We start from the raw sequence: 13,761 nt of genomic DNA, 5'->3' as shown, positions 1-13,761 counted from the left end.
CCGGGGGGCGGGGGGGGCCCCCTACCCGGGGGGGGGGGTGTTTACAATAAATGTTGTTTAACCCCACCGCCCAATTTCACCGCCAGTGCAAACGACAGCGATCAAGTGTCTCGGGTTCGACAACCGCAGCCGAGCCACATGCCCCAGCCCGCCTTTCGCCATACCGTGCTCGGATCACTTCGCTGGTTGGCGCCAGATTGATGTCATCCTGGCTTTGGTGATCGCGTTGGGTGTCGCTGCGGAGGACTACGGCTCTCCGCCGGTTATGTTCCTGCCGGGCCGAGGCCGATGCCAGCGAACGGGTGGTCGAACGTGCCCTGGCATGAATCTTCCAGAATCGCCGCTGCGTCCGCCGACTACGAGCGCCTGCCTGAACACCACGCAGCCATGGTCCAGTGGGCCATGATTATCCTGATGCGCCGCCGTCTCGCCCGGACAAGACGATCAGTTCGTACACGGGCACTTAGACAATGCCCAGCGCGCACTCGTGGCGCCACAGACAAGGATAGGGCTGAGTAACTTTGAGCTGGGCCCGGATTCGCTGACCTTCGGCGGTCGACATGCTGGACAGCCTCAGCGTTCGGCCAGACACCCGTGGCAACGCCGGTCGCTGGCGGCGGTGAAATCACCCTGGGCCTAATGCTCAGCTCCCGAGTTCTACAGGTCGAATTCCACTCGAGTTTGCGTGGCCACAACCAACGCATGGACATCTCGACACTGCGCCCGCACCAGGTCGGCACGATTAACGGGTGTGACTGGCGACGATGGGTTGGGACCCTCGATGTGGAGCGTACGGGCACGTACAACCTATCGTGATCATCTAATGTCCGGCGATGGTCTACGGCAGCCGCTACAGCAGCCCTAGCATCTGCAGGTTGCTGATGTACCTCAGGACGACCGGGGGGTGATGTGCGGAATGTAGTTGTCCGGCGGGATCTGCGCTTGCTGCACCGCCGCGCGGAATCGTTCGGTTGACAACGCCGTGCCCTGCAGCGGGGACTTCGGCTGCTGGTAGTTGTGCAGCAGCGGCAGAAGCGAGTGCCGCTGATGATGTTCGGGGAGGGCTCGCATCGCCGATTCGAAGCGAAGCAGCCATGCGTCGTAGTCACGAATGTGCTCGATCTTGTGGCCGGCGTCGATAAGCCAGTCGACATAGGTATCCAGCGAGATCCCGTCATCGTGCGGATCGCCAATCTCTGGCGCGACGGGCGGCGTGCCGGCAGCGGCAGCAGGATCTCTCCCTGGCTGATCAGGACCACATGGCCGCCGACCCGAACTCGGGTGAGGCGGCCGTGGTCGAGATCCGCTGTTCCATGAAGCACGCTAGGTCGGCCGAGTTCGAGGCCCTGTTCGATCCGGTAGGACAGAGCGGTGGTGCTCGGACCGTCGTAATGATCTGCCAGGTAGCCCGCCAGTACCACGGCTGCGGCGCCCGTGCCGTTGTCTTCCAAACCCCGAACGCGGGACTGAACATTCGGGCGTGGATCGTCGCCGTCGTTCTCGTTTCTCGACAGAACACGTAAACCTGAGGAGCCCAGTGGTTTGCGAGATGCTCTGCCCACACCCCGGTGTCGAATCGAATGCGTTCACTGCGGTCAGTTCCCGGATGGGGACGAACAGAAAAGGAACCCCGGCCGAATAGGCCACCGGTGTGCTCGCGATGACGTCCGGTGTGAGACCGAGCATGCGCGCCAGCACCTGCACCGGCGGGCCGTCGGGGCCTCGCATCGGCTGCTGCGGTGCTGTCAGCTCCGCGAAAGGTGGTCGGCCGGGTTCGACCCGCACGGTCACCGGGACCGTTCCGATCACCTCTTCGAGAAGGAGTTCCACTTCGCCGTAGGTGGCTTCCGCAGAACGGTTTTGGGCGATCAGCGCTGCGGCGCCCACTGTGGGATGGCCGGCGAACGGCAGTTCGCCGCCCGGTGTGAAGATTCGTAACCGGGCATCGCAGGCGGGTTTCGAGGTTACCTTCAGCGCCCACCAGTCGACCGTCACGGCGGCGCGGGAATTCGACGTGTCGAGAACATGCAGGAAGGGGCTTGAATTGTGCGTATGTGGGCCCGAATTCAGGGAAGTACGCACGCTGTAGGTACTTGTTCCGCGAGACCAGCGCGGCCCGCATCCCCAGACCGGGCAGGGCCAGCAGATCGGCGGCGAACGGATTCGTAGGTCGCTAGGGGCCGAGCGACAGGGCGATCGTTCCGTCATCCGAGACGGTTCGGTCGCCCTCTTCGTCCGTATGTCTGGTCCGATTCGGCCACACCGGTCAAACATCGACCGGGGCCTGTTGCCCCGCGGTGTCCCAGATCCTTAGACGTCAGATCTGCGACACCGCGGGGCAATCGAGTCAAGCAGACGCACCACGCGCAGCAGCATCTGGCGCGAGCGACAGCTCCAGCGTCCCCGCGGCCAGTTCACGGCCGTCCTGATGAAGACCGACCTGGACCGCCACTACACCCGGGCGGCCGCTGACCACCGCGGCCGAGCACTCCATCGGCGAGTCCAACTCACCGAAGTGGGTGAACGCCACATCGCAGCCGGCCACGAGACATACCGGCGTCTCCAGGGCGCCAGCCCTTGTCGCCGCGACGATGGCAGCCTGCCGAAATCCTTCTACCAGCAACGGTCCGGGAGCGTGGTCGTAACTGTGATCGAAGAACGAGGGATGACTGACATCTACGACCAGTGGAAACCGTGAACCGACGTAATCCCCACCGTCACCGATCACAACGTTTCGGGGATCAGATCGACCTACGGCCGAAGAGTCCATCCGCTTCGGCAGATCCAGCGTATCCGGTCCCGCAAAACCCTGACCGGAACGCTGGAAACTCCGAATAGCCTTGTAGTCGTCCGGAGGAAAGAAAACGATTTCCGCGTGAGCGGTCATCGCCAGTACACCCCCGATGGACACCTGCCCTTCGAGACTCAGTTCCTCGAAATTCGACCCCAAACTGACACGCTTGCCGACACGGTATCTAACGAAACCTTCCAGAGGCGCACGTTCATTGTCGACAAAAGGCCCGAGGGTGGCGATCTCGAATCGCCAGGACTTCAGACTGAAAGGCACACCCAGCGGAACACCGCAGTGGCGATGCAGAGCCACGAATGTTCCCTGCCGTGCCGCCTCCGCGACCGAAAGTGGGTCGTGGATCGCCAGTGATCTGTCGAACCAGAGACTATGAGCGCGAGGAAGCTGGATCGCGACCCAGACATCTCCGTTCGCGAGCCGCGCGGAATCGGTGACGAATACCTCGCCGACCGCACGCCGATGCGCCAGGGCACACGGAACAGTCTGATCGAACGTCAATCCGATAGCAACAGGTTCGAAATCGACTTCATTCATTGCAATATTCTCCACGCCAGAGCTATTGGAAATCGCTCTCGATACCGATCGATTCGATGGTCGCCGCGAGTGAGTCATAGAATCCGACAAGCAGGCAGAATTCCAGCATCTGATCTTCTGAGTAGAACTCGGCGAGAGACTTCCATGCGGCATCGTCGATACGACGATCCATGACAAATCCGTCCACCGCGGCAACGATCGCACGCTCGCGAGCGCCCAATCCCGCCGCGTCGGGACCCTCGAACACCCGCGATTGGAGTTCGTCGTCGATCCCTGCCTTCCGCCCGATAATTCGGTGATGCTCGAGCTCGTACTCACAGCTCCGAAGGTGCGCCAGACGCAAGATCGCCACCTCTTGGTCGTAGCTGCTCATGCTCCCGAACATCATCAGTCGCGTGAACAGGTGAAACCATCCGCGGAACAGACCGGCGCCCCTGGCGAGGGTGCTCAGCAGATGCGCGTCGGGCACCCCTTGGCGACGCGCGCCGAGACGGGCGATAACCCAGTTGACCAGTCCCTGTTGCTTGTACTTACCTGGCAGGATATGCGGAGAACTACCCATTTTCGAACCTCACATCATTTCGTTTCCGAGCCGAGCGATACAACTCGTTCCGACTCGAGATTCAACGCGCCGCGCCTCGAACCGGTGCGGAGCGTCGGGAATCGACACGGCTATACCGTTCGCTCGAACCAGCTGTCGATGGCAAGCACGGTCGACTCGGTGTCGGTGAATCGATGGAAGGCCATTCCCAGCTTCTGCGCAGCTTCGCCGTTAGCGATGTCGTCATCCACGAACAAGCAATTCTGCGGTTCCAGGGAGAGGCGCTCGACGGTCAGTTCGAACATGGCCAGTTCAGGTTTGCGCATTCCTTCGTCGGCCGATATCACGGTGATGTCGAAGAGGCCGTCCGGCACGATGGAACGCCAGTGCGGTTCCCATTCCTTCACGTTATTGGACAGCAGCGCCAAGGCATAGCCCTCGGACTTGAGTCCGGCAAGATAGTCCAGGAACTCGGAATTGGGTCGACGACCCGCGAACCATACGTCGCGGAAGTCTCCCATATCGCGGTCCACTCCGGTGATCACCGCGAGTTCCTTACTGATGCGCTGCGTGAATTCAGCCTCGGTTATCACGCCTCGTTCGAGATCGCCCATGATCGACTCACCGGGCACATTCGAAGCCTTGACAAGTGACTCTATGAATTGAGGTGGGGTGAATCCCATTTTGGTGGCAAAATGAACAATCGTCTCTTCGACCGGGTTGGTCAGCACACCACCGTAGTCGACAACGAGCGCTTTGCCAGATTTTGTATGAGCAGAGGTCATCATTCACCAACCAGTTCGTTCGTAGCAATACACCCGCACACGTATCGGACATGTCCGAGTTCCCGGGGCGACGTCAGCTGCCGCAAACCATCACCTGCGTGATGGCGCCGGAATTCAAATGCTCAGCAACTCGTCGAGAGTCCGAACATCTTGTGGAAGATAGGAATTCGCCGCGTCGGCCACATATCCATCGGGGCGGACGAGGACGATCTTGGAGTCCTTCAGCGCGCCCGCGAGCACAAAGTCGTCAGGCAGCGTGTACGAACGCTGATCGACGCTCGGCGGAGCGTCCGGCCCCACCGCGGGCGATCCCCCGCCAGGAACCGACAGGACGCAGTAGTCGACCCATTCGGCCCGTGCGGCCCGGTGCAGCAGCTCGAGCATCGTGGGATCGACACCTCGCGGGCCAGCGAACACCAACAGCGTGTGCCGCGGCCCCCTGAGCAGATCGCTCAACCACAGCACGGACCCGGTCTCGGATGTGAGCTTCGCATCGGCGAATCCGTGCCCGATCGCCCGTCGGCCGCCACGATCACCGACCGTAGGGCTCTGTCGGTAGTCCAAGTCGAACTGCGCCATCGCTGGCACGATCTTTCGCTCCATGAGTCCGGTCCAGCTCAGGACACCCAGAAGTGTGTCTCTGATCCGGCGCCCCACACCGGATTCGACCGTCCACAGCTTGGTTTGCTGGTGTGACGCCTGCATCACCCGCGCGGCGATCGGCTTGCGCTCGGCCTCGTAGCCGCCCAACAGTTCATCAGGTAGTGCGTAGCCATTGATCGCCAGACCGATTCGCCAGGCGAGGTTGGCCGCATCCTGGATCCCGGTGTTGAGCCCCTGTCCTCCGGCCGGGCTGTGGACGTGAGCGGCGTCGCCGGCGACAACGCACCTGCCCGAGCGATAGGTCACAGCCTGCTGCATGTGAATTCGGAAACGGGTGCTCCAGAGCAGTTCTCGGATCTCGAGACGATAGGGAGCGCGCGCGTCGACAAGATCCTGTAGTTCGGGCATCGACAGCGGATCATCGCTGGCACCCATCGCCGTCGCATCGGCGAACACTCGGACGTTCCCGTTCGGCAGGGGAAGGGTGACCAGCACTCCTGCGGGATGCAGGTGATAGTGAGCCTCACCGGCGGGTATGGGTGAATCGATCACTCCGTCACCGAGAATGAACGACTGAGGGTAGGGCTCCCCCTCGAAGGCGATCCCGGTGAGCTCACGCACTGAACTGTGCATTCCATCACAGCCGACAACCCACTTCGCCTGGAGCTGCTCGCTTCCTGCGGGCGTCTCGAGTGTGACATCGACACCGGCGCTATGGTTTTCGAGGCTCGAGAGGCGGGTGTTCCACTCGATGCGCACCCCGAGTTCGCTGAGGCGATCGGCCATGGCGGACTCCACCGCCGGCTGGGTGATGACGATCGGTGACGCCTTGGCCGCAGGGTTGCCGTGCACGTGAAAGCTCGCGACCGGACTGTTGCCGGACCAGTATCGGATCACTTCCAGTGGCAACCCTTCCGACCGTACACGGTCGGCGGTTCCTTGGCGGCGCAGCACATCCATGGCGCCGTCCCACAGGGTCACCGCCCGTGCCTGGTTCATCGGACGGTCGGCGGCTTGGTCGATGATTCGACAGCGCAGGCCCTGCCGACGTAATTCGGTTGCTGCGGCAAGTCCGGTGGGACCAGCTCCCACAACCAGGACATCCAAGATCGGTTCCACCACGTCCCCCTCCCACAGGGTTTATCGCTCGAACAGGTTCGAGCGAATTCTCCTGCTTCTAAACTCCCAGGTTCTACTGAATACCCGGCTTCGCACAATCTGGCGACTGCCGTGCGAGGATCGTCGCCAGCATTTCATCGAGAAACGTTTTGTTTTCCACTGAAAGCGTCGAGAGCAACTCGCTCTCTACATCATGCACGATGCGCGCCATTATCGCCAGTGCTGCATATCCATTTTCGGTGAGATTCAGATCGTTTCGACGTCGGTCATACTGATTTCGACTCCGCTTGACATGGCCGTTCTTCTCCATCTTGTCGATCAAATCAACAATGGTGGTCCGATCGATGTCGAGCAGCTCTCCGACCATCCGCTGAGACGTATCCGATCGGCCACCGAGCAGTTCCAGCACGAGAAGATAGCGCAGACCAGCGCCTTGCGACTCCTCCAGTGCGGCCTCGGCGGCTTGCACCAGGAGCAGTCCCGACTGGTACAGCAGATAACCGGTGCGGCCGGTGAGGGCTTTCAGCGAAGTGCTACCTGTCGGGGATGGCATACAAGTACTCCCATTCCGTGCGGCCAAATGCAGCACTTCGCCGAAACAAACCTGCCCGGTATCATACCGGTTCAGGTAGACATCAGGTTCTATACGGCAGCTCGCGAGGGTTCGATTTCAGGCTCCACATAAAAATCTCGCTCTCGAATGAATGCGAATGCGAGAATCGCCGCGACGACAGCCAACGCCGCAGCCGCGAAGGAAACCGTTTGCAATCCGTCGACAACCGCGGTGCTGGCTGCCGCGTGAACATCGGCGAGCATTTCGTGGGGCACCGTTTCCTCCAATCCTCGGGTACCACCCGCTGCGATCGCTCCACCGATATCGGTCGCGGAGTTGCCCAGGGTGTGGCCGACACCGGATTCGGCGAATCCGTCCGTCACCCGGTTCTGGAAAAACGCGCCCACCGCTGCGATCCCGACCGCGATTCCTACTTGCTGGAAGGTTTCATTGACACCTGAGGCCATACCGGATTTTTCTGCGGGCGCGATCGCGATCGACAGGAAGGCGCGGGGCGGATTGAACAATCCCATCCCGACTCCCATCACCAGCATCGCCGGCAGGAGGGCGGTCCATTCGCTGTCCGCGTCCACGAGCACCGTCAATGTGAGGCCGATGGCGATCAGAGTCATCGACGCACCCATGATGATGCGTTGCGGGACCTGGGTTGTCAGTGTTCCCGCGACGGCGGCGGCAACGAACAGCGCAAGGGTCAGCGGCAAGAACCTCAATCCCGTTTCCCACGCGGAGAAGTCGAGAATGTTCTGCGTGTAGGAGATCAGCAGGAACAGCACCGACATGGTGACCAGGCCGCAGATCATGGTCACCGCAGAGGTGCCGTTGAAGGTCACGTTGCGGAACAACGTCAGGTCGAGCATCGCTTTCTCACCCCTGCGGCGCTCGATGACTCCGAAAGCGAGGATCAGCACCACCGCGGCCGCGAACATGCCGATGATGCGAGGGCTGGTCCAGCCATCGGACTCACCGCGCAAGAAGGCGACAACCAGGAACGACAGTCCCGCGCTGAAGGTCACCAGACCCGGCCAGTCCACGGGCGGCGGTGTATCGGCTCGCGATTCCCGCATACGCAGGGCCGCAGCACCCAGTGCGAAGATCCCGATCGGCACGTTGAGCAGGAAGATGGCCCGCCAACTCATCGAATCGGTGATGCTGCCGCCGATCATCGGACCGAAGGCGATCGCGAGACCCGCCACACCGCCGAAGATTCCGAAAGCCTTACCGCGATCATTCCCTTGATATTCATGACCGATCAACGCGGGACCGATGGCGAACAGCGTCGCACCGGCGAGCCCCTGCACCAGTCGAGCGACGATCAGCATCGTCACGTTCGGCGCGAGACCGCAGACCAGCGAGGCCACGGTGAACACAACGAGACCGATCATGAATACCCGGCGCCGGCCCAGGATGTCGGCCAACGATCCGCTGGTCAGCAGGAATACCGCGAGACCGATGGCATAGGCGTCGAGCACCCACTGCAGGTCCGCGAACGATGCCCCGAAGTCCGAACGGATATCGGGAAGCGCGACATTCACGACTGTGATGTCGAGCATCAGCATGAAGGTCGCCAAACACACGACGGCCAAGGTCCATCCCGGCCGGGCCGAACCATCACCGGCCCTTGTGCTCGGGGTCGAGTCTTTCTGTGTCGTTACCACTGAGGCTCCCGTTGTCCAGTACTTGCCATGTCCGACTGCGTCAACTTCTGCGAGCCCAACGCTCGCGAACTCCCTCGGCAGCACCGCGGCCGGAGGTGTGTCGAGACCGACCAATCATATAGTCAGTTCAACTGATGATTTGTTCCCCTGATCATCAGCTCGGCCTACGATACCTCGAGCGTGCGGAACCCGCGCTGTGGAACGTCGTTGACCATGTCCGGCTGCCGCGTGCGATCAGCTCGCGCGCGGCGCCTGCGACGAGTGAGCTAGCTGGACATCCTGCTGATTCCGCCGTCGAGATAGCGGAAGAGGCGCACTGCTTCGCCCAGCTGCGGCGCGCCCGAGATGCCCTCTCTGGTCATGATGGTGTGAAACAGCTCGAACAGTTGCTCATGATGCAGAGCAGGCCTGTTCTCCTGACGCCATCGCAGGATGTCCGGGCCGTCGTTGCTGAAGTCATGATGTTCGCCGGGCGCGACCGTGACGCTGTCCCCGGCGCGCAGCGGCCGGGTGGAACCGTTGAGCGTGAATGTCATGACCCCTGCCAAGACGTGAAAGGATTCGGTCATCGAGCTGTGCCAGTGGGGTGGCGGACCGCTCCATATAGGCGCGGACCACTCGGTCACGAGCAGCTCACCATCGGTTTCGGCACCGGTTGTGATGAACTTCAGGGTGAAGTCTGTATCGGGAATCACCAGCATGTCGCCGGGCTTTGCCATCGTCAGTACCAACTTCCGTTCCGGGCCGTCGTGATCAGGCGGTCTCGATCATTCGATTGCGAAGACGCAAATCCTTGCGGCACAACATGAATCCGTAGACTAAACCGACTCGCGTCCACTACGTGCGACCCGCCGGACTCGGCCGTTCGGATCGGTGAACGAGCTTTTCGCGCATCAGAGTCAAGACTTGGTCGAGGGCATCGCGTGTGGGCTCTCCCGGCTCGTCGATCAGATGTTCGGTGAGCACCGAGTGTGGCCTCAACGGTGTGTCAGGATTGGCGGCGGCGCTGTCGAGCACGATCGAGGTGAACGAGTCCCCCAGGCGCTCGTGCAAGAAGTCGAATCGCTCGGTAGGAACCACCGGATCATCGGCGAACCGGATCCCGAGCACCTCCAACTCCTTGGCCGCGCATCGCCGTTGGACGATGCCCAGATCTGCTTCGGAGACATCGATCGTGTGCTTGCGGCTGTTCGTGATCGCCAGCGGCAAAGAGGGTTGGGACATGACCGCGGCCAGCATGTGTTCGTCGACCGACATCGCTAGCGCGAAGCCTCCGGTGAAGCACATCCCTACCACGCCGACCCCCGGCCCGCCGCAGCGTTCGTGCTCGCTACGTGAGAGGGCTCGCAGCCAGTCCACGACCGGCGACGTTCGACCGGTGGCAAATACGACGAATTCCCGACTGACACAAGCTGGAACAATGACCGATGCGCGGTGGACCGCAGTCGTCACGCGTCCACTCCGCGCCGGATCCCATCCGGGCGTACCGAAAAGATGTGGCACCACTGCGGTGCAGCCGATGTCGGACACGCGCCGTGCGAACTCGAGGACCTTCGGTGTTATGCCGGGCACTTCCGCCAGTACCAGTACCGTGGGGCCGGTCCCGCGCCGGTACACCGCACGGGTTTTTCCGTTGTGTGAGAAGGCTTCTTGCTCGAAGTCGTCCAGAACTTGATTGCTCATCTCATCGGACGGATTCACCGAGCACCACCTGCGATTGTCTTTTCGATCCAATTTGTCACTGCGGCAGCGGTTTCGGCCGCACTGTCTTCCATCATTCCGAAGTGATCACTGTCGATGACCTCGATGGCGGAGTCGGGGTTCCGGAGCTCGATCGTCGTTCGGGCTTCCGTCGCACTGTCGACAGACAGGAGCGGCGTCGTGCCCTCGTGTACCTTCCAGTCGGAGAACAGGTTCAGATAGGCACTCATCGCGGTCAGTTGAACAGTACCGATCGCGGGGAATGTCTGATCGTTTGCCAGTATTCGACCGACTACGGCTTCACGTAGCTCTGTCATCGTTTGCCCGTTCGGGGTATGGGTATCGATCAGTACCGTGCCGGCCGGCGCGAGGCCGGTGGCTTCGAGATGGTTGCTCACCGTGTTGGCGAGGTACCCGCCGGACGAGTAGCCGACCAAGAAGAAGGGAGATCCGTCCGAGGTCCGTTGGATGACCTTGGCCAACAGGCGCACGATGGCATCGACGGTTGCGGGAAGCCGCTCACCGTCCTGGAATCCGGGCGGTGGCAGGACAACCACATCACCGTTCCCCTCGAACGCCTCGACGAACCTGGTGTACTCGAACGCACTGGAGAGCGCTGTCACAGTAGGTATGCAGATCACGCGATACCGCTGGGATCCGCTCCTGAGCCGCATAAGTCCCGGGGCGACCTCGAGATCGGGATCCTCGAACGAGGGCCGCAGCCGCGAGGCTGCCAGGAGCAGACTCATGCCGTCGTCGATCTGCCCCAGGTCATACGATCTACGGAACAGTGACAGTAGCGTGTCGGGGTCAGCGCTGTTCGCTTGCCGAGCGGCAGCATTCGTATTCTTCGGAATCGCCGCCGCCTCGGTATCTTCGGCGCTCAGTGGGCTGTAGAGGTCCGCTGATATCGCCGCACGCAGGTGTTGGGCCAGTTCGTGTGGGGTCGGGTAATCGAAGATCGCCGACAACGGAATCTGTAGTCCGGTGGTGGCGCTCAACCGGTTACGCAGCTCGACTCCGGTCATCGAGTTGAAGCCCAGATCGGTGAAGGCGCGCTTGGGTTCGATCGCGTCGCCGTCGCGGTGTCCGAGCACGATCGCTGCTTGGGTCAGCACCGCCTCGAGTACCAGCGCCTCAGCCTCGGCATCGGATAGCCCTTCGAGCCGCATCGACTCCGCGACCTTCTCGGCAACTGACGGCTTCGCGGCTTCCCTCGCAAAAGAATGCATCGGAGCAGCAACACTCGCCGCTCCCCGTCCATGGTCGCGATCCCGCGGATCGTCGAGCCAAAACCGTTGCCTGTCGAAGGCATAGGTAGGTAGACCAATCCGGCGACCACCCGTGATGATCGCCTCCCACCGCACATCCACCCCGGCGGTGAACGCTCGTGCCACTCCCTCGAGCAACGACTCGATCTGGGGACGATCCCCACGCTGAGTCGCCACGAAGACCGCACTCGAACCCTCACGCACACACCCCTGCCCGAGAGTCGTCAGTGTTGCGTCCGGACCCAATTCCACGAACCGGGTCACCCCGTGCTCCTCGAGCCAACGCACCCCATCACGGAACCGAACCGACTTGCGCACATGAGCCACCCAATACGCAGGCGAACACAGCTCTTCGACGCTCGCCTGCAATCCGGTCACATTCGACACCACCGCAATCCGCGGCGCGTGGAACGACAACCCTGCCGCGATCTGGTCGAACTCCTCGAGCATGGGATCCATGCACACTGAATGAAAGCCATGACTTACATTGAGGCGCTTGGCTTTACGTCCTGACACTTCCCACTCGGATACCCGATCGAAGACCGCCGCGTGCTCCCCCGAGATCACCACTGCGGAAGGACCGTTCATCGCCGCAATAGAGACGAGGTGTTCATAGCCGACCAGCAGCTGCGCCACCTCGGCTTCACTCCCTTGCAGGGCAACCATCACCCCGCCCTCGGGAAGGGCTTGCATCAACCTGCCCCGCGCCGCCACCAACACACACGCGTCCTCGAGACCCAACACCCCCGCCACATGCGCAGCCGACAGCTCACCGATCGAATGACCCATCACGAAATCCGGACGCACACCCCACGACTCGAGAAGACGGAACAACCCCACCTCGACCGCGAACAAGCCCGACTGAGTAAAGACCGTCCGATCCAGCAACCCGTCCACATCGGACTCGGCGAATACCACTTCCCGCAGTGACCGCCCCAGCAGCGGATCCATCGCCGCACACACCGCATCGAAGGCCTCAGCGAACACTGGATACGCCGCATGAAGCTCACGCCCCATCCCCGCGCGCTGGCTTCCCTGCCCCGAGAATACGAACGCGGTCAGCCCTGCGACCGGTGCACCCCGCACCACACCGACCGCATCCCGGGCTTCAGCCACTGCCTCCACGCCAGCGAGTAGTTGTGCTCGATCCGCGCCCAATACGACCGCACGGCTCTCGAACACCGCTCGTGTCGCCACCAACGACAAGCCCACATCAGCGGGCGTTATCTCTGGTTGACCGACCACGAGCCCAAGCAACCGGTCAGCTTGTCCGCGCAGTGCTTTCGCCGACTTCGCCGAAAGAAGCCACGGCACAACAGAATCCACAGCGTTCCCGTCGGGCACCGACGTGGTCGAGGTGTGATCGGACCGCGCTTCGGACAGCACCGGATCTGGTTCCACCGGTGCTTGCTCGAGAACCACATGCGCATTGGTTCCGCTGATCCCGAAGCTCGATACCGCAACGCGGCGCGGCGAACCCGTCTGCGGCCATGTCGATGGCTCGGTGAGTAGTTCGACCAAGCCTGAAGCCCAATCCACGTGCGGGGATGGAGCATCCACGTGCAAGGTCGCCGGCAGGATGCCGTGGCGCATGGCCATGATCATCTTGATCACGCCCGCCACACCCGCGGCAGCCTGGGTGTGACCGATGTTCGACTTGAGCGAACCGAGTTTCAGCGCCTGACCCTCGGTGCGAGCTTGCCCGTAGGTCGCCAGGAGTGCCTGTGCCTCGATCGGATCGCCTAACGCGGTCCCGGTGCCGTGGGCCTCGACCGCGTCGATGTCGGACGCGGACAAGCGTGCGTTGGCCAGCGCCGCGCGAATAACTCGCTGCTGCGACGGACCATTCGGCGCGGTCAACCCGTTGGACGCACCATCCTGGTTCACCGCCGAACCACGCACCACCGCCAACACCTCATGGCCGTGACGGCGAGCGTCGGACAAACGCTCCAACACCAGAACACCGACGCCCTCACTGAAACCAGTGCCGTCAGCACTGGCTGAGAACGCTTTACACCGGCCATCGGGGGACAGACCGCGCTGCCGCGAGAACTCCACGAACATGCCGGGTGTGGCCATGACGGTGGCACCACCGGCCAACGCCAGCGAGCATTCCCCACCGCGCAACGCCTGCACCGCAAGATGCACCGCCACCAGCGAGGAGGAGCA

10 protein-coding genes and 2 pseudogenes are annotated in these 13,761 nt (G+C 62.1%); all 12 read right to left on the bottom strand.

From position 1 onward, the window contains the following. Nucleotides 1–888: 888 nt before the first annotated feature. Entirely contained in the window at nucleotides 889–1,071 is a 183-nt protein-coding gene (locus tag ACWIGI_RS28200) for a hypothetical protein (protein WP_454205682.1), read from the bottom strand. Between the two features lie 179 nt (nucleotides 1,072–1,250). After that, a pseudogene (locus ACWIGI_RS28195) lies at nucleotides 1,251–1,562 on the bottom strand (PhzF family phenazine biosynthesis protein); the annotation flags it as partial. Between the two features lie 16 nt (nucleotides 1,563–1,578). Beyond that, nucleotides 1,579–2,208 (bottom strand): annotated as a pseudogene (locus ACWIGI_RS28190) (PhzF family phenazine biosynthesis protein); the annotation flags it as partial. Between the two features lie 139 nt (nucleotides 2,209–2,347). Beyond that, the gene (locus ACWIGI_RS28185; protein WP_454205510.1) at nucleotides 2,348–3,343 is read right to left on the bottom strand and encodes an AfsA-related hotdog domain-containing protein; all 996 of its coding nucleotides are present in this window, start codon (nucleotides 3,341–3,343) and stop codon (nucleotides 2,348–2,350) included. Nucleotides 3,344–3,365: 22 nt separating this feature from the next. Next, the gene (locus ACWIGI_RS28180; protein ID WP_454205509.1) at nucleotides 3,366–3,905 is read right to left on the bottom strand and encodes a carboxymuconolactone decarboxylase family protein; all 540 of its coding nucleotides are present in this window, start codon (nucleotides 3,903–3,905) and stop codon (nucleotides 3,366–3,368) included. A 110-nt stretch (nucleotides 3,906–4,015) separates the two neighbouring features. Continuing rightward, entirely contained in the window at nucleotides 4,016–4,672 is a 657-nt protein-coding gene (locus ACWIGI_RS28175; protein WP_454205508.1) for an HAD family hydrolase, read from the bottom strand. Nucleotides 4,673–4,783: 111 nt separating this feature from the next. Beyond that, nucleotides 4,784–6,394 carry an FAD-dependent monooxygenase gene (locus ACWIGI_RS28170; protein ID WP_454205507.1) on the bottom strand — a complete coding sequence of 537 codons (1,611 nt, stop codon included), beginning with the start codon at nucleotides 6,392–6,394 and terminating at the stop codon, nucleotides 4,784–4,786. Between the two features lie 70 nt (nucleotides 6,395–6,464). Continuing rightward, entirely contained in the window at nucleotides 6,465–6,944 is a 480-nt protein-coding gene (locus ACWIGI_RS28165) for a MarR family winged helix-turn-helix transcriptional regulator (RefSeq protein WP_454205506.1), read from the bottom strand. An 89-nt stretch (nucleotides 6,945–7,033) separates the two neighbouring features. Next, nucleotides 7,034–8,539: an MFS transporter gene (locus tag ACWIGI_RS28160; protein ID WP_454205505.1), complete on the bottom strand. Its 1,506-nt coding sequence runs from the start codon at nucleotides 8,537–8,539 to the stop codon at nucleotides 7,034–7,036. Nucleotides 8,540–8,886: 347 nt separating this feature from the next. Then, entirely contained in the window at nucleotides 8,887–9,339 is a 453-nt protein-coding gene (locus ACWIGI_RS28155) for a cupin domain-containing protein (RefSeq protein ID WP_454205504.1), read from the bottom strand. A 118-nt stretch (nucleotides 9,340–9,457) separates the two neighbouring features. Next, nucleotides 9,458–10,303 carry a dienelactone hydrolase family protein gene (locus ACWIGI_RS28150; RefSeq protein ID WP_454205675.1) on the bottom strand — a complete coding sequence of 282 codons (846 nt, stop codon included), beginning with the start codon at nucleotides 10,301–10,303 and terminating at the stop codon, nucleotides 9,458–9,460. Nucleotides 10,304–10,317: 14 nt separating this feature from the next. Further along, on the bottom strand, nucleotides 10,318–13,761 hold a 3,444-nt coding region (locus ACWIGI_RS28145), incomplete at its 5' end, for a type I polyketide synthase (protein ID WP_454205503.1).

Source organism: Nocardia sp. NPDC055321, assembly GCF_053645575.1.
The sequence above is the reverse complement of the archived record's forward strand: the minus strand, read 5'-3'. Positions and strand labels throughout refer to the sequence as shown.

Bases quoted from the DNA above. Each gene is read 5' to 3' on its own strand.
- ACWIGI_RS28200 (WP_454205682.1), bottom strand. From the start codon at position 1,071: ATGCGAGCCCTCCCCGAACATCATCAGCGGCACTCGCTTCTGCCGCTG.
- ACWIGI_RS28185 (WP_454205510.1), bottom strand. From the start codon at position 3,343: ATGAATGAAGTCGATTTCGAACCTGTTGCTATCGGATTGACGTTCGAT.
- ACWIGI_RS28180 (WP_454205509.1), bottom strand. From the start codon at position 3,905: ATGGGTAGTTCTCCGCATATCCTGCCAGGTAAGTACAAGCAACAGGGA.
- ACWIGI_RS28175 (WP_454205508.1), bottom strand. From the start codon at position 4,672: ATGATGACCTCTGCTCATACAAAATCTGGCAAAGCGCTCGTTGTCGAC.
- ACWIGI_RS28165 (WP_454205506.1), bottom strand. From the start codon at position 6,944: ATGCCATCCCCGACAGGTAGCACTTCGCTGAAAGCCCTCACCGGCCGC.
- ACWIGI_RS28155 (WP_454205504.1), bottom strand. From the start codon at position 9,339: ATGGCAAAGCCCGGCGACATGCTGGTGATTCCCGATACAGACTTCACC.
- ACWIGI_RS28150 (WP_454205675.1), bottom strand. From the start codon at position 10,303: ATGAGCAATCAAGTTCTGGACGACTTCGAGCAAGAAGCCTTCTCACAC.